The following is a 15,934-nucleotide window of genomic DNA, read 5'->3' as shown; positions in this document are numbered from 1 at the left end:
GGGCGCGCAGGCGGAGAAGGTCAGCGGGTCAGAACGGCGAGCCGAGCGTGGCGACGAGCCGCGCCACCTGCTCGGGGTCGCCGCCGGCGAGCAGCCACTGCCGCGGCGTGGCCGGCCGGTCGCTGATCACCAGGTCGGACTGCGGGGTGTTCATGAACGCGGCGACGACCAGCGCGGGCTGGTCCTGCGGGACGGCGCGCAGCACGGTTTCGAGGCCGGGCAGCACGCCCGCGCCGTTGAACTGCCACGCGGGCAGCCGCCAGCCCTGGTCCTTCCAGCCTGTCAGCCTGCCTTCCTTGAGGCGGTGCCGGATCCGGCTGTCGTCGACGTTCAGCATCTCGGCGGCCTGGCCGACCGACAGCGCGGAATCGGCGAGGACGGCGTGCGCGGCGACGGTGCGCGCGCGGAAGTCCGGCTCGCCCTCGTCGCGCGGGCTCAGGTCGAGGCCCGCGTCGGCCAGCGCGGACTGCTGATCGGGGGAGAAGTAGTGCGAGGGGTCGGGGTTGGGCGGCGACAGCCTTCGGGCCGCGTCCTCCACGAGCGTGAGAAACTCGTTCGCGTCGGCCTTGAGGCCGGCTCTGGCGAGAACATTCTCCAGCGCTATCGACATACGCTCACCCTAGCGCGTGTGTGCGGGTTCGTGCGGTTTCTCGCCTTTTTGTGGGTGAATTCACCAAAGATCGCCACGCATCGCACAGAAGTCAACACGATGCGTAGGCGAGTTCGGGACAGTCTGCCCCGCACCGGGTTGCTTGTCCAGGCTTTCGAGTGCTTGACACTCCCGGACCGCGGATTTACGTTGCGAACGAGTAATCGGTTTCCCGCCCTCGGGTGCGGCCCGTGCTCCGCCGTCCGCGGCGGAAGCTGGGGGGACAGGGGGTGGGGCGTGCCTGGCGGCTCGGCGGATCTCCGCCGGGCCGCCAGGCACGTCGTTTCCCGCTTCTCTCCCTGGACCTGCTCGGCTGATCCGCCGCGGAATTCTTCTTGCGGCGCCGTTTTCCGCGGCGGTTCCGCTCAGCGGTGCGAGCTTTGCCGGTCGATCAGCTGCGCGTCCAGGGTCGTGGTGACCGGTTCGCGGGTGCTGTCGGCGATGCGGGCCAGCAGCAGTTGCGCGGCGACCCGGCCGATCTCGTACGCCGGCTGTGCCACGACGGTCAGCGGCGGGTCGATCAAGGTGGTCCACGGGGCGTCGTCGAAGGAGACGATGCCGATGTCGCGCCCGGCGCGGAGGTTCCGCTCCGCGAGCGACTCCAGGACACCGATCGCCATCGTGCTGTTGGCGACCAGCAGCGCGTCCGGCGGAGTCGGCTGGTCCAGCAGGTCTCCGGCGGCGCGGCGGGCGCCTTCCGCGCGGTACTCGGCGCGGCGGTAGACCGCGTTCTCCTCGCCGACCGCGTCGAAGTAGCCGGAGAGCCGGTCGTCGGCGGTGCGCACGCCGGACGGTCCGGTCAGGCACGCCACCCGCCGGTAGCCGTTCGCGACGAGGTGCCGGGTCGCCTGCCGGGCGGCGCGGCGGGTGTCGACGAGAACCTGGTCGCCGTCCGTGCCGGGCAGCGGGCGGTCGACCGCGACCACCGGCGTGCCGAGCCGCCGCAGGCGGGTGACGTTCGTGGCCGGGCCGGTCGGGGAGAGCAGCACGCCCGCGACGCGTTCCTGCAGCGCGACGTCGAGGTACCGGCGTTCCTTGTCCTCGTTCTCGTCGGAATTGCAGAGCACCACCGAATACCCGGACACCTGCGCGAGGTCCTCGACCCCGCGCGCGATCGAGGTGAAGAACGGGTTCTCGACGTCGGAGATGATCAGCGCGAGCACCGCGGTTTCCTGGCGGCGCAGGTTTCTCGCCAGTCCGTTCGGGTGATAGCCGAGTTCCTCGGCGGCCTCGAGCACCCGAGCGGCCAGCTCGGGGTCCACTGTGGACTTGCCGTTCAGGGTCCGCGACACCGTGGCGGTCGAGACGCCTGCCCTGGCGGCGACGTCGCTGATCGTGGCCACCGAGCCTCCTCGTCCTGGCTTCCTTGACACCCCGGTGAGCGCAGAATACCTTCCCGGTAATCGTTTACCGTCCGCTTGCCGGGGGTGCTGTGATGCGACCGGGCCCGTTGCTCGGCATCGACATCGGCACGTCCAGTTCGAAAGGCGTCCTCGTGGGTGCGGACGGCACTGTACTGGCGCGCGCCGCCCGCCCGCACAGCACCTCCCGCCCGCGGCCCGGCTGGTTCGAGCACGACGCCGAGACCGTGTGGTGGGCCGGGTTCGCCGAACTGGTGCGCGAATTGCTGGCCGGAGGCCGGAAACCGGCCGGGCTCGCGGTGAGCGGCATCGGCCCGGTGCTGCTGCCCGCGGACGCCGACGGCCGCCCGCTGCGCCCGGCGATCCTCTACGGCGTCGACACCCGGGCCGGTGCGGAAATCGCCGAACTGACCGCCGAACTCGGCGACGAGTCCATTGTGGAACGCTGCGGGAGCGCGTTGTCGAGCCAGGCCGTCGGCCCGAAATGGCGGTGGCTGTACCGGCACGAGCCGGAGGTCGCCGCGCGGGCGCGGCAGTTCCTGATGGCGAGTTCGTATCTCGTGCAGCGGCTCACCGGCGAGTACGTGCTGGACCACCATTCGGCCAGCCAGTGCGATCCGATGTACGACCTGCGCGCGGGCGGCTGGGCGGAGGACTGGGCCGCGCTCGTTGCTCCCGGGATCGAGCTGCCGCGGCTCGCCTGGCCGACCGACGTGGTCGGCACGGTCACCGCTCAGGCGGCCGCCGAGACCGGGTTGCCGGTCGGACTGCCGGTCACCTGCGGCACGATCGACGCGTGGGCCGAAGCGACCAGCGCGGGCGTGCGCGATCCTGGCGACACGATGGTCATGTACGGCACCACGATGTTTCTCGTGCAGGCTGTCGCCGAGGCGCGGCCTGTCTCCGGATTGTGGGCGACGCGCGGGGTTTTTCCCGGCAGTTACTCGCTGGCGGCGGGAATGGCGACGTCCGGTGCGATCACCGACTGGCTGCGGGAACTCTTCGACGGGGATTTCGCCGAACTGGTCGCTTCGGCCGGTCGCGTTCCGGCCGGAAGCCGCGGGTTGCTGATGTTGCCGTACTTCGCGGGTGAGCGGACTCCGGTGCCGGATCCGTTGGCGCGCGGGCTGATCGCCGGGTTGACGACCTCGCACGGCCGGGCCGAGCTGTATCGCGCGGCGTTGGAGGGAACGGCTTACGGGGTGCGGCACAACCTTTCCGCGATGGGCTCGCCCGCGCGCCGCTTGGTCGCGGTCGGCGGCGGTACGCAGGGGCGCGTGTGGACGGGCATTGTCAGCGACGTGACCCGGACGCCGCAGCATCTTCCGACGGAAACTGTCGGGGCGTGCTTCGGGGACGCTTATCTGGCGGCGGTGGCGGTCGGGCTGGAGCCGGATATCGAGGCGTGGAACCCGGTCGCCGAGGTGATCCAGCCGGATGCGGAGCGGGCGGACCGGTACGACGAGTTTTACGCGCACTACCGGGCGTTGTATCCGGCGACGGTGGAGACGGCGCATTTCCTTGCGCGGCAACAGGATCTGGCGGCGGAGTGACCCTTGTGCGCGTTAATTCCGGTTCTAACCGGCATTAACGCGCACGAGGGAGAAGTAGCTGCCCGGGGTGAGGCCGGTGAGGGCTCGGCATTCGCGAGTGAGGTGCGGCTGATCTGCGTAGCCCGCGGCGACGGCCAGGTCGGCGAGGGTGGTGGCGGCGGGTGACAGCGCGATGGCTCGTTGGAGGCGCAGGATCCGGCGGTAGGTGGCTGGTCCGTAGCCGACTGCGAGGGTGAACAGGCGGCGTGCCTGCCGTTCGCTGCGGTCTGCTTTCGCCGCGTGCCATGCGGATCGATCGTGCGCGAGGGATTCTCGCCGGTCCGGAATCTCGGCATCCCAGGCAGTTTCCGCGGCGAGGTGCGCCAGCATCCGTTCCACCACCGGATCCGCTTGAGCCGCCCGGTCCGTCGCGACGTCGGCCATCGCGTCGGCGAGGTCCCGGCCGCTGAGGATCTCGTCGGCGAGGGTCGCGCCGCGGTGGTTCCACAGGTCCGTCAGGGAGATCCGGCTGTCGCGCAGCTCGTCCGCGCCCACGCCGAGCATCGCCGCCGCCGCGCCGGGCTGGAAACGCAGGCCGCGCAGCCGGGTGCCGGGCGGGAACTCCGACGTCCACGCTGTCGTGTCCGGTCCGGCCACGAACACCTGACCGGCGCCGGCGACGAGGTCGACGCAGCCGTCCGGGACGATCCGTTTCGGACCGGGCTCCACCGACTCCCAGCGGCACCGCACGAGGCGGCGCAGCGAGACCGGCGGCGGGCTTTCGCGGTACACCCCGCGATCATGCCCCGCGGGTACGACAGAATGCGTGCATGACCCCGATCGACGCCTTGGCCTGGGTCCACGTGAAGGACCGGCGGCTGCTGTCCGTCCGCACCTCCGGCAAGGAAAAGTTCTATCTCCCCGGCGGCAAGCGCGAACCCGGAGAGGGCGACGTCGAGGGGCTCTGCCGGGAGATCCGCGAGGAACTCGGCGTCGCGCTCGACCCGCTCAGCTTCCGGTTCTTCGCGCTGCTCGACGAGCAGGCCGACGGATTCGCCGACGGCCGCCGCGTCCGGATGACCTGCTACACCGCCGACCACGCCGGCGAACCGGAGCCGTCGGCCGAGATCGCCGAAGCCGCCTGGCTGCGCGCCGCGGACGCCGCCGCCTGCCCGCCCGCCGGACAGCGCGTGCTGCGGATGCTGTCCGAGGCCGGGCTGGTCGACTGATCACCCTGGGTCAGCCGGGGACGCACGAGCGTTATCGCCATCGTGCGTGGTGACCGCACTTCTGAGCGAACCCCGGCTACCCCCATCAGGGTGAAAAGAAGCCGATTTTCCCGGGTTGGCTAACGCCGTGTAACGGTCTGGCGAAGAACCAGACGTCGCACTCGCGGGAAGTGCGCTCGAGAAGAGAAGACCTCTCCATGGGTGTTCCTGGCGCGACCCGGCCCACGGCGGTTCGGGGGGAATCGGGCAGGCTGCGGCCGCTCGGGAGCGTGGTGGTCGTGGTCGGCGTCATCGCCGTCGCGGTCACTGTCGCGTGGTACGCCATGCCGAAAGCGACCCCGGACCGGCCCGCCGCGGCCGCGGCGGTGCCGTCGGTGACGGTCGAACCGGCGATCGTCCGCGAGGTGACCCGCACGGTCGTCTACGAACTGACCGGCGCGGACGTCGCGCACAACCTCACCTACGTCGCGACCGGCGGCGACCTCGAACAGCAGGCCGAGGTGCAGCTGCCCTGGTCGGTGACGGTGGAGCGGAAGGCTCCCGCCGAGCAGCCGGTGTTCAGCAGCCTGGTGGCGCAAAGCGCGGGGGCGCTGCTGTGCCGGATCCGGGTGGACGGGCACGTGGTGGCCGAGAAATCGGTGGCGGGGGAGGGGCGGCAGCTCAGCTGCAGCGCCTGACCCGGGCGGCTTGAAGCACTCCGGCACCGCGCCCCAATGCCGCATCGGGGTTTCTCGGTAGCGCGGTGTGGCTCGGTTGCTGTGAAGGTCCGTGAGGGGAACCCTGAGGGAATCAGATTCCCTCAGGGTTCCCCTCACGGACCTTCACATCGCGCGCCGGGCCCGGTCGACGGGGGCGAGAACTCCCGCGTTACTGAGAGAAAAGAGTAGCGCTGGTCAGGGAGCAGCGGCCCGGTTCACCGCGCCGGACCCCTGTCTGCGGCAGGATCACTCCCGTGAACGGTGCGATCGGGTTCGGGCCCGCGTTGATCGCCGTGCTCGTCGTGCTGACGCTCGCGGGCGCGGCTGTCGTCCGGTTCGGGCAGCTCGGGCAGGGCAGGGCGGTCCTCGTAGCGGCGATCCGCGCGGTCGCGCAGCTGGCGCTCGTCTCGCTGGTCATCACCTTCATCCTGCGCTCGGATTGGCTGACCGGCCTGTTCGTGCTCGCGATGTTCTCCATCGCCGCCGCGACGTCCGCCAGCCGGATCGGGGTGCCGAGGCGGATCGGGTGGGTCGCGTTGTCTCTGGCGTCCGGCGTCATACCGGTGCTGGGGCTGGTGCTGGGATCCGGAGTTGTTCCGGCGAAGCCGATTTCGGTGGTGCCGATAGCGGGGATCGTGATCGGCGGTTCGATGACCGCGACGTCGCAAGCCGCTCGTCGCGCGCTCGACGAACTCAAGCAGCGTCGCGGCGAGTACGAAGCCGCGCTCGCCCTTGGATTCTTGCCGCGGCATGCCGCGTTGGAGATCTGCCGTCCGTCGGCGGGGCACGCGTTGATCCCGGCACTCGACCAGACCCGGACGGTCGGTCTGGTGACGCTGCCGGGTGCGTACGTCGGCGTGCTGCTGGGCGGGGCGAGCCCGCTGCAGGCCGGTACCACGCAGGTGCTGGTGCTGATCGGGTTGCTGGCCGCGGAAATAGTGGCCGTGCTGGTGACGGTGCAGCTCGTCGCGGCGGGGTTCATCCGCCGCGACGAGTCGGCTCAGCCGAGCGGGGCCGTCAGGTGAGACCGGTCGTTGAAGCCGCGGATCAGCCAGTTCTCGCCGTGCACCACGAGGTGCGAGATCGACCCGTTGTCCGCGCCCAGGAACGCGAACCGCTCCAGCGAGCGGCTCGCCTGGGCGAACACCTCGCCGATCACGCCGCCGTGGGTGAACACCGCGACTCGCTGATCCGGGTGCGCCGCGGCGATGCGCGTGAGCGCGGCCCGGATCCGCAGGCCGAACGCTTCGTCGGATTCCGCGCCGGGCAGGACGTCCCAGCGCTGCTCTTCCCACAGCTTCCGCGCCAGCGGATGCCCCTCCGCCGTGTGCTTGCGGAAGAGCCCGTTTTCCCATTCTCCGAGGTGGATCTCGCGCAGCTCCGGCTCGACGGACGGGGTGAGGCCGAGCTTTTCCGCCAGCGGCGCCGCGGTCTGCGCGGTGCGCCGCAACGTGGTGACGTACACCGCTTCGATGCGTTCGGACGCCAGCCGTTCGCCGACGCGCGCGGCGTGGTCGCGGCCTTCCGGCGCGAGGTCCGGGTCGGCCTGGCCGTCGACGAGATCGAACGGCTCGCTGAGCCGTTGCGGCATCGATTCCCCGTGGCGCACCAGGAAAATCTCGGTGGCGCCCGAGGGCGGGCTGAAGCGGTGCTGGCGGTACTCGACTTCCTGTTCGGGCGTGCTCATGCCCCGACCCTAACCGGTCGGTTCAGCCGAGCTGTTTGTCCACGAAGCACCAGCGCCACGTCTCGCCCGGCTCGAAGCTGCGCATCACCGGGTGCAGGCTTTCGTGGAAGTGCTGCGAGGCGTGCTTGCCCGGCGACGAATCGCAGCAGGCGACGTGCCCGCACTTGAGGCACATCCGCAGGTGGACCCACGTCATCCCGGCTTCGAGGCATTCGGCGCACGAGTCGCGGGTGCTGGGTTCCTGCTCCGGCCAGTCGTGGCTGAGGTGCTTGCACGACCCGGCCGTGGCGGCGGGGGTGCTGAGTTCGCGTTCGGCCACCGGGGGTTCCTCCTCGTCGCGGTCGAGCATGGATTCTTCGATGTCGAGCCGCGCCAGCACGCGGCGCAGCACGGCGTCGTCCGCGGTGCCTCCGTCGCGCGCCTTCAGGAACACTTCGCGTTCGGCTTCGAGCAGTTGGACGCGAAGCCGACGGTAGGCGTCGCTCGGCGTTTCGGCGAGCGTGCTCTGCCGTCCGAGCTGTTCCCACGCGGCATCGGACCGGCCCTGCAACCGGTCGCGCAGCCGCTCGATCACCTCCGGCGGGTCTTCCGGACGGCGCAGCTCCTCGAGTTTCGTCAGCGCGGCCCGGGTCATGTCGTGCAGCACGGCGGCTTCCTGCAGCGCGTCCTCCGCCGGGTCCGGACGCGGCAGCCGCAGCCGCCGGATCAGTGGCGGCAGCGTCATGCCCTGCACCACGAGCGTCCCGGCCACCACCACGACCGCGGCCAGCACGAGCACCGCGCGCTGCGGGGTGTCCGCGGGCAGCACGAACGCCGCGGCGAGCGTGACCACGCCGCGCATCCCGGCCCACGCGATCACCGCCGAATAGCGCCAGGGCCACACCTTGCCGCGTTCCAGGCCCAGGGTTTTCAGGAGGCGTTTCACGACGCCGATCCCGACCATCCACAGCATCCGCGTGAGGATGGTCGCGGCGAGCACCGCGGCGCAGATCCCGACGAGCTGCCACAGCGACAGCCCGCTCTTGCCGACCTCGTGCAGGATGCCCCGCACCTGCAGGCCGATCAGCAGGAAGACCATGTTCTCCAGCAGGAACTGGACGGTTTCCCAGTTCAGCCTGCTCGCCAGCCGCGACGGCCCGGACTGGATCCGCGGCGTCTGGTGTCCCTGGATGAGGCCAGTGACGACCACCGCCAGCACGCCGGATCCGTGCACCGCTTCAGCGAGCAGGTACGCCGCGAAGGGCACCGCGAACGACAGCGCGGTGTCGGTGATCGTGTCTTCCAGCTTCGCGCGCACGTACGTCACGATCAGCCCGACGATGAAGCCCACGACGATCCCGCCGACGGCCGCGAGCAGGAAGTCGAGACCGACCTGCCAGAGGCTGACCGCGCCGGCGATCGCCGCGATCGCGGTCCGCAGCGCGACCAGCGCGGCGGCGTCGTTGAAGAGGCTTTCGCCCTCCAGCAGCCGGACGAGCTTGCGCGGCATCCCGACGCGTCGCGCGACCACGCTCGCCGCCACCGCGTCCGGAGGCGCGACGACCGCGCCGAGCGCGATCCCGGCGGCCAGCGGCAATCCCGGCACGACCAGCCAAGCGACGAGCCCGACGCCGAACGCGGTGAACACCACCAGCCCGACCGACAGCAGCGCGATCGGCCCGCGCAGCTTGCGGAACGCGATGAGCGACGTCTGGATCGACGCCGAGTACAGCAGCGGCGGCAGCAGTCCGATGAGGACGATCTCCGGGTCCAGTTCGTACTGCGGCACCCCCGGGATGAACGACACCCCGACGCCGACCGCGACCAGGCACAGCGGCGCCGACCAGTCCATCCGGCGCGCGACGACGGTCACCAGGAGGACCGTCAGGACCAGCGCCACCAATTCCGCTGCGATTTCCACCGCGTAATCATCGCCCGCGGCTCCGGAGCACGCGCGGGGGCCAGCGTTAGGCTGCCGGTCGTGACGACGGTGGAGACGCGGGCCGGTGCCGTCCGCGGCGAGGTGCGGGACGGAGCCGGGCTGTTCCTGGGGGTGCCGTTCGCGGAGCCGCCGGTGGGGGAGCTGCGGTTTCGGCCGCCGGTGCCGGTGGCGTCCTGGACCGGGGTGCGCGACGCGACGGAGTTCGCGGCCAAAGCGCCGCAGCCCGATGTGACCGGGAAACGCTTCGTCGGCGACGAGGACTGCCTGTACGTCAACGTCTACGCGCCCGAAGCGCCTGGCTCGTACCCAGTGCTGGTGTGGATCCACGGTGGCGGCGGTGTGATGGGCGCGCCGCATCAGTTCGACGCGTCCGCGTACGCCCGCCGCGGCGTGGTCGTCGTGACCGTCGCGTACCGGCTCGGGGTGCTCGGCATGCTTCGCCTGCCGGGGATTTCGGACGGGAATCTCTCGCTGCACGACCAGGTTCTGGCGCTGGAATGGGTCCGCGACAACGTGGCCGCGTTCGGCGGCGACCCGCGCCGCGTCACGCTCGCCGGGCAGTCCAATGGCGGCCGCACCGTGGGGACATTGCTGGCGGTTCCCTCCGCGCGAGGGCTGTTCCACCAGGCGATCGTGCAGAGCGGCACCGGCGTTGGTTCCGTCGTGCACACCCCGGCTGAGGCGGAAGCTGTCGGCGAGGCGGTGCTGGCTGAGCTAGGGAACGCAGATTTCGCCACACTGCCGGTCACGGAGATTTTGACGGCGCAGCAACGAGTGACGGCTCAGCTCGGCACGCTCGTGTCGTACCGCGTGGTCGTCGACGGGGATCTCCTGCCGCGACGGCCCGGCGAAGCGGTCGCGGACGGCGCGGCGCGAGAGGTCCGGATCCTCACCGGAACCACGGCCGACGAGCAGGACCTGTTCTCCTGGCTGCAAACCGGCGGCGCGAAACTGCTCGGCACCGGCTCGACGATGCTCGAACCGGACGACATCGCCCGGATGACCGAGGCGTACCGGGAGCTGCTGCCGGACTGGCCGGAAGACCAGCTGGTGAACCGCGTCCGCACGGCGGGGGACTGGTGGCTGCCGGCGATCCGGCTCGCGGAAACCCAGCACGCGGCGGGCGGCACGGCGTGGATGTACCGGCTGGACTGGCGGATCGCGCCGCGCGGGCGGGGCCTCGGCGCGGCGCACGGGGTGGACCTGCCGTTCGTGTTCGACGACGTCCGCAACCCCAACTGGCGCTTCCTGTTCGCCATCGCCCGCCCCGATCCGGAACGGCTGCGGGCGATGGCGAAGGAGATGTTCGAAACGTGGGTCCGGTTCGTGGCGACTGGTGATCCGGGGTGGGCGGCCTACGAGCCGGAGGGCCGGGTGACGCGGGTGTTCGATGACGTCAGCGAGACGGTGTCGGATCCGGATGCGGAGCAGCGGAGGTTGTGGGAGTCGTGAGTGGCAATGCCGGTTCTAACCGGCATTGCCACTCACGAGTCTCAGCTTCGAACGGTCTGCGTGCCGGTGTTCCAGCCCGCGACCCGCACCGAAGGCGCGGAGCCGTGCAGGTCGGCTGTGCGGTAGGTGGCGGTGACCGTCACCGATTCGCCTGGCCACAGGCTGACCTGGTTGTCCGACCAGCTGACCGGAAGCACCGGCGTGCCCGCACTGTCCACCAGGTGCGTGTCCACCATGAACGCCGGCGTCTTGCCCGACGAGGTGTTGGTGAGCTTCACCGTGGTGACGGTGGTGCCGTCCGGACCCGGTGCCGAGGTCGCCGTGGTGGCCACCTTCGCCGCGCCCAGCTTCGACAGCCCGGACAAGTCGGCGTACGACGACGTCGGCGTGTAGTACCAGTCCGACTTGCTCCAGTTGAGCTTGTCGTCCTTGGTGGACAGCCAGTACACGTTCCGGCTGACCTCCTTGCCCGCCGAATCGGTGAGCACCAGCTTCGCCAGGTAGGTCGACGAAAGCCCGCTGACCGAACCGATGTCGAGCGCCTTCGCGTGCGCGCCGCCGCCGTTGACCGAGAAGTCCTTCTTGGTCTTGGAGAACTTCTTCGTGCCGTCGGTGTTGAACAGCTCGACGGTGGCGGTGAGGCCGGACGCCTTCTTCGTGGTGGAGTTGACCACTTCAGCCGACTTGGTGTCGTACGAGTACTGGATGTGCAGCGGCTCGTTCGCCTTCTTGGCGCCGAAGTAGGAGCCGTTCTGGTCCAGATAGGCGTCGAACAGCTGCCAGTGCAGCGACGTCCAGCCGCTGTTGAGCATCCAGTAGATGAGCCCGGTCGACGGGTCCTTGGAGTCGGTGAAGTTGCGGGAGTGCGATTCGAACTCCGCGCGGACGTTCTCGTACTGCGCCAGCTGCGCCTTGCGGACGAAGTCGTCCAGGCTCGTCGGCTTGCCGTAGCGGCCGGCCAGCGCGTCGCCGAAGATCTTCAGATTGGCGAAGGTCTCCGACTCGGAGCGGTGGTACTGCGGCGCGGCCGGGTTCTTCCAGAGCGTTTCCAGCTCGGCGGGCGTCATCATCCGCTTGAGCGTGTCCATCGTCGGGATGTCCGGCCCGGCGCTGGTCTCGGAGTTGAAGTTCCACGCGCCGCCCGCGTCCTTGTGCGCCTTGTCGTACCAGTAGTTCGGCGGGACGTAGTCGTACGGGCCGTTCATCTTCATCCCGGACGGGCCGAGCTTCGGCGAAGCCTTGGCCGAAGCCGCGGAGATCACCGCCGCGGGCCAGTCCGCCGCGGACAGCGCGTCGAGGTAGCCCTTTTCGATCCGCGCGTCGGGGGCGAAGTCGCTGCCGATGTGGAACGACAGCACGCTCGGGTGGTCGCGCAGCCGCTCGGCCTCGGCGGTCATCGACGCCTTGGCGACCGGGTAGTCCGCCTCGGTCCACGGCTCGCCCTTCTCGTCGCCGTTGACCTGGCCTTCCCACTTGTCGCAGCATTCCCAGCCGGGCATGGTCAGCACGCCCATCCGGTCCGCGAGGTCGAAGAACGCGTCCGGCTCGATGTGGCCTTCGAGGCGCACCGTGTTGAGGCCGAGGTTCTTGACGTAGGCGAGTTTGTCCGCCGCCCGGCCCGCGTCCCAGCGCAGCAGCAGGTCGGGGGACCAGCCGCCGCCCTTGATCATCAGCGGCTTGCCGTTGACGACGTACTGCCGCCCGCCGCTGGAGTTCAGCGGAGCCTTGACGTCGCGGATGCCGAAGCTGGAGCGGCTCGCGTCGGACGTCGTCCCGCCGACGGTCGCGGTCAGGTCCAGCTGCTGCATCGGCTGTCCGCCCATTCCGGCGGGCCACCACACCTGCGGCTTGTCGACGCCGATCACCGGGAACGAGACCGTCTTCTTCTCGTGCGCGGCAAGAGAAACGTCCTGGCTCACCGGTTTGCCCGCGACGGTGCCGGACACCGTGGCGCGGACCGCCGCGTCGGAGTCGTTGCGGACATCGGCCTTCACCGTGAGGTCGGCGTGGTCGAGCGCGGGCACGTTCAGCTTGGTGACGACGTGTGCGCCGCGGAGCGCGACCGGGCCGCTGTGCCGGACGACGACCTCGCGCGCGAGACCCATGTTCTGGTCCGGCGGCGTCTGCGCCCAGTCGATCCAGCCCATCGACAGGTCGTTGTTCGGGTCGTTCGGGTAGACCTTGAACGCGACGCTGTTGACGCCCTCGTGCACCTGCTTGGTCACGTCGAGGTCGTGCCGGGTGTAGGCGCCGTTGATCTCGTCCTTGGTCGCGACGCGAGTGCCGTTGACCCAGATGTCGGCCTTGGACAGCACGCCGCTGATGTCGAGGTAGGTGCGCTGCGACGGGTCGGCGACCTTGATGTCGGAGCGGTACCACCACGGGACCTTGAAGTCCGCGGCGGGCACGTTCTTCATGTTCGTGGAGTAGAACGGGTCGGAGTAGCGGCCGTTGGCGAGCAGTCCGGCGTAGACCGTCGACTGCGAGCCGACCGGGTACCAGCCCTTCGCGTCGAAGCCGGGCTTCGACACCGAGGCGTCGTCGGACACCTTGGCCGAGGACTGGATGAGATAACCGGGAATCGCGGCCTGGCCGGGCTCCGGCCCGGCCGAAGCGGCCCCGGCGACGCCGGGGATCAACGCGGCGGTCAGGGCGGCGACTGCCAACAGCCGTCCGGGCATTCTTGGCCGGCGTGGGGTCACGAGCGGTCCTCCTCGAACTCCTGGCGGCGGCGATTGTTAGTAAAGCTCCTTAACGATTGCCGGTGATGGTAGCCGCCCGGAGCGTCCGGGAACAGACCTCGACGGGGTCTTTTCGCCCGATTTTCGCCTGGGTTCAGAGCGCGTCGACGTAGTACCAGCGCCCGCCCTCGCGGACGAACCGGCTGTTCTCGTGCTGGGATTCGTCGTGGCCCTGGTAGCGGTAGTGCGCGCGGAACTCGACGGTGCCTTCGTTCTGCAGCAGCGAGCCGCCGGTCCGGCCGAGGATCTCCAGCCGGGTCCATTCCTGCGCCGGGTCGAGCCGCAGCCGCTTCGGCCGGGTGTCCGGATGCCAGGTGTCGAGCAGGTAATCCGGTTCCCCGACGGCGAACGCGCAGTACCGCGACCGCATCAGCCGCTCGGCAGTCGGGGCTTGCTGGTCGCCGCGGTGGAACCGGCCGCAGCAGTCGGCGTAGGGCTCGGGCAGCCCGCAGGGGCAGGGGTTGGTCACGCCGCTGATTCTGTCTCCAGTGCGAGAGCCTGCTGCACCCAGGCGGCGATCTGCTTGGCGTCGACGTCCTCGGCGCTGCGCAGCTTCACGTGCGCCATCTCGCGGGCACCCGGTTCGAGGTCGCCGCCGGTGATCAGTTGACCGCGCCAGAACGCGAGCGTCACGTACGAGCTGTACGCCTTCGCGAGGCAGACCGGGTTTTTGCCTGCTTTCCAGGTGGGAGCGCCGTGGTAGAGGACGGCCGGGTCAGGCATCGCGTCGTCGAGCACAGGCAGGAGGGCGGCGTAGACCTCTCGGAGCGCTTCGGGTTGCGCGGCGACGTACTCGGCGACGGTCGTGAACTTCGGCATGGCTTGTCCTCTCGGCGGTTGGTGCTGCCGAGCTTGCCTTCCGAAGATTCTTCTTGTCAAGACGAATTTCTTTGTCGGTGGACGGGCGCTACGCCGAACTTCTCGATCATGAACCGCCAGAACAGCGGTACCGCCTCTGCGCTGGGCCGGAAAATCCGATCGTCGTAGCCGGTCGCGGACTGATGCTCGATATACACCCCGCCCGCGCCCACCTGGCCCGACAAAGGCGACCGGACGACCACGACCGCGATGGGCGGCTCATCCGGAACCGGGCGGGCCGCGACGACCAGATCGTGCATCGAGGTGAGTCCCGCCAGCCGGTGCTCGCCTTCGCAGGCCAGAACGCTGTCGACGATGTCCGCGAGGTGGCGGAACTCCGGATGCGCCGCCGCCGTCTTGTGAAACCGAGCGGCGATCTCGGTCCACGGAACCTCGTCGAACCGGTAAGGCCAAGCTCGGGAGTTGATCCGCACGGCTCAGCCGCGGGCGCGGCGCACCCCGGCAGCCGCGGCTTCCTGCGATCCCTTGACCGCGAGCTTGTCCGCGCGCTCGTTCTCCGGAAGCCCGGCGTGACCCTTGACCCACAGCCACTCGACCTCGTGCCGCCCGCAGGCGGCGTCGAGGCGCTGCCAGAGGTCGGCGTTCTTGACCGGCTGCTTCGCCTGCGTCTGCCAGCCGTTCTTCTTCCAGCGCGGCATCCACTGGAGGATGCCGTTGCGGACGTACGTGCTGTCGGTGTAGACCCGCACCACGGACTCGCGGGTGAGGCTTTCCAGCGCGCGGATCGGAGCCATCAGCTCCATGCGGTTGTTGGTGGTGACGGTGTCCTCGGCACCGTACAGCTCGCGCTCGTGCTTGCCGTAGCGCAGCAGCGCGCCCCAGCCGCCGGGTCCGGGGTTGCCGCTGCACGCGCCGTCGGTGTAGATCTCCACGGCTTGTTCCGTCTGCTCCGCCACCCGGCGACCCTACCGTTCTCACGTGGTGGGAGCCGGAATGCCATGCCGGGGACGGTGTTGTGCCGAGGACACTCACCGAAGGGATCCGGACATGGCCGTGGAGTTCGCGCAGGCGTGGCAGGACTGGAAAGCGGAGCGGGAAAAGACGCTGGCCGACCCGTACGGCTGGCTGGCGCTGGTGTCGCTCGACTGGCTCGAGAACGCGCCCCGGACGTACCCCGGCCTGCCCGGCCGATGGTGGCAGGACGACGAAGCCGCCTACGTTGACCCGGCGGGCGGGGAGTTGCGGCATGACGGCGCTTTGCTGACTGACGTCCACCGTTTCGAGCTGGTGAACAGCGGCGCGGGCACCCGGGTGACGGCTGGCTCGGTAGAAATCGAGGTCGCGCGCCGGTCGGGTTACCTGATCCGCGTGCACGACCCGAAAGCGCCTGTGCTGCAAGGCTTCCACGGCGTACCCGCGTACGAACCCGACCCGGCTTGGGTCCTGACCGGGCGCTTCGAAGCCTTCGACGAACCACGCCCGACGACGGTTGGTGCGGTCGTGGAAGGACTGTCGCATGTCTACACCGCGCCTGGCCGGGTTGTCTTCGAGCGCGACGGCGTCGAGCACACGCTGACCGCGTTCAACGGCAAGACCGGCGGGTACAGCATTCTTTTCACCGACCAGACGAGCGGGGTGACTACCTACGCCGCGAACCGTTCCCTGCCGGTCGCCGAAGCCGCCGCGGACGGGACGGTGACGCTGGACTTCAACCGGGCCGTGAACCTGCCGTGCGCGTTTACGGACTTCGCCACGTGCCCGTTGCCGCCGGAGGGGAACCACCTGCCGTTCGCGGTGGAGGCGGGGGAGAAGCTGCCCTTCGAGCGGCAGTGAGGTTTGGCTGAT

Annotated in this window: 16 protein-coding genes; 6 read left to right on the top strand and 10 right to left on the bottom strand. The window is 69.9% G+C overall.

Annotated features, from left to right (window positions below):
* Positions 1–28 precede the first annotated feature (28 nt).
* Both D0D37_RS33235 and D0D37_RS33230 read right to left on the bottom strand, forming a co-directional pair.
* On the bottom strand, positions 29–610 hold the full coding sequence (locus tag D0D37_RS33235; RefSeq protein WP_116204558.1) for a DNA-binding protein: 582 nt from the start codon (positions 608–610) through the stop codon (positions 29–31).
* A 404-nt stretch (positions 611–1,014) separates the two neighbouring features.
* A complete protein-coding gene (locus D0D37_RS33230; protein WP_116204557.1) occupies positions 1,015–1,992 on the bottom strand; it encodes a LacI family DNA-binding transcriptional regulator in 978 nt (325 codons plus the stop codon).
* A gap of 92 nt (positions 1,993–2,084) precedes the next feature.
* Between D0D37_RS33230 and D0D37_RS33225 the strand changes: the two genes are divergently transcribed.
* Entirely contained in the window at positions 2,085–3,563 is a 1,479-nt protein-coding gene (locus D0D37_RS33225; protein ID WP_116204556.1) for an FGGY-family carbohydrate kinase, read from the top strand.
* Between the two features lie 24 nt (positions 3,564–3,587).
* Here D0D37_RS33225 and D0D37_RS33220 read toward each other — a convergent pair whose 3' ends face one another.
* Positions 3,588–4,334, bottom strand: coding sequence for an AraC family transcriptional regulator (locus tag D0D37_RS33220; protein ID WP_116204555.1), 747 nt, complete (start codon positions 4,332–4,334; stop codon positions 3,588–3,590).
* 38 nt (positions 4,335–4,372) lie between these two features.
* On the opposite strand from D0D37_RS33220, the gene D0D37_RS33215 reads away from it, so the two are divergent.
* From D0D37_RS33215 to D0D37_RS33205, 3 genes are all read left to right on the top strand, one after another.
* A complete protein-coding gene (locus D0D37_RS33215) occupies positions 4,373–4,771 on the top strand; it encodes an NUDIX hydrolase (protein WP_116204554.1) in 399 nt (132 codons plus the stop codon).
* Between the two features lie 197 nt (positions 4,772–4,968).
* A complete protein-coding gene (locus D0D37_RS33210; protein ID WP_162834588.1) occupies positions 4,969–5,448 on the top strand; it encodes an MmpS family transport accessory protein in 480 nt (159 codons plus the stop codon).
* Positions 5,449–5,723: 275 nt separating this feature from the next.
* Positions 5,724–6,494, top strand: a complete 771-nt coding sequence (locus tag D0D37_RS33205) for an ABC transporter permease (protein ID WP_116204552.1) — start codon at positions 5,724–5,726, stop codon at positions 6,492–6,494.
* Here D0D37_RS33205 and D0D37_RS33200 read toward each other — a convergent pair.
* Both D0D37_RS33200 and D0D37_RS33195 read right to left on the bottom strand, forming a co-directional pair.
* Positions 6,470–7,156, bottom strand: a complete 687-nt coding sequence (locus tag D0D37_RS33200) for a histidine phosphatase family protein (RefSeq protein WP_116204551.1) — start codon at positions 7,154–7,156, stop codon at positions 6,470–6,472. The two genes, D0D37_RS33205 and D0D37_RS33200, sit on opposite strands and share 25 nt — an antisense overlap.
* A 22-nt stretch (positions 7,157–7,178) precedes the next feature.
* Positions 7,179–9,056 (bottom strand): Na+/H+ antiporter, encoded by a 1,878-nt coding sequence (locus tag D0D37_RS33195; protein ID WP_162834587.1) that lies wholly within the window; start codon positions 9,054–9,056, stop codon positions 7,179–7,181.
* A gap of 60 nt (positions 9,057–9,116) precedes the next feature.
* On the opposite strand from D0D37_RS33195, the gene D0D37_RS33190 reads away from it, so the two are divergent.
* Complete coding sequence (locus tag D0D37_RS33190) at positions 9,117–10,529, top strand: carboxylesterase/lipase family protein (RefSeq protein ID WP_116204550.1); 1,413 nt, start codon at positions 9,117–9,119, stop codon at positions 10,527–10,529.
* 41 nt (positions 10,530–10,570) lie between these two features.
* Here D0D37_RS33190 and D0D37_RS33185 read toward each other — a convergent pair whose 3' ends face one another.
* The 5 genes from D0D37_RS33185 to rnhA form a co-directional block, all read right to left on the bottom strand.
* A complete protein-coding gene (locus D0D37_RS33185; RefSeq protein ID WP_116204549.1) occupies positions 10,571–13,210 on the bottom strand; it encodes a glycoside hydrolase family 2 protein in 2,640 nt (879 codons plus the stop codon).
* 154 nt (positions 13,211–13,364) lie between these two features.
* Positions 13,365–13,739 (bottom strand): YchJ family protein, encoded by a 375-nt coding sequence (locus D0D37_RS33180; RefSeq protein WP_162834586.1) that lies wholly within the window; start codon positions 13,737–13,739, stop codon positions 13,365–13,367.
* Positions 13,736–14,089 (bottom strand): DUF1801 domain-containing protein, encoded by a 354-nt coding sequence (locus D0D37_RS33175; RefSeq protein WP_116204547.1) that lies wholly within the window; start codon positions 14,087–14,089, stop codon positions 13,736–13,738. Before D0D37_RS33175 ends, D0D37_RS33180 begins: the two co-directional genes overlap by 4 nt.
* A 56-nt stretch (positions 14,090–14,145) precedes the next feature.
* Positions 14,146–14,562, bottom strand: coding sequence for a hypothetical protein (locus tag D0D37_RS33170; protein ID WP_244223766.1), 417 nt, complete (start codon positions 14,560–14,562; stop codon positions 14,146–14,148).
* 3 nt (positions 14,563–14,565) lie between these two features.
* The gene (gene rnhA / locus D0D37_RS33165; RefSeq protein WP_116204546.1) at positions 14,566–15,045 is read right to left on the bottom strand and encodes a ribonuclease HI; all 480 of its coding nucleotides are present in this window, start codon (positions 15,043–15,045) and stop codon (positions 14,566–14,568) included.
* Positions 15,046–15,136: 91 nt separating this feature from the next.
* Between rnhA and D0D37_RS33160 the strand changes: the two genes are divergently transcribed.
* The gene (locus D0D37_RS33160; protein ID WP_116204545.1) at positions 15,137–15,922 is read left to right on the top strand and encodes a DUF1684 domain-containing protein; all 786 of its coding nucleotides are present in this window, start codon (positions 15,137–15,139) and stop codon (positions 15,920–15,922) included.
* The last annotated feature ends 12 nt before the right edge of the window (positions 15,923–15,934 follow it).

Source organism: Amycolatopsis circi, from assembly GCF_003385235.1.
In the GTDB taxonomy this organism is placed as follows: Bacteria; Actinomycetota; Actinomycetes; order Mycobacteriales; family Pseudonocardiaceae; genus Amycolatopsis; species Amycolatopsis circi.
The sequence above is the reverse complement of the archived record's forward strand: the minus strand, read 5'-3'. Positions and strand labels throughout refer to the sequence as shown.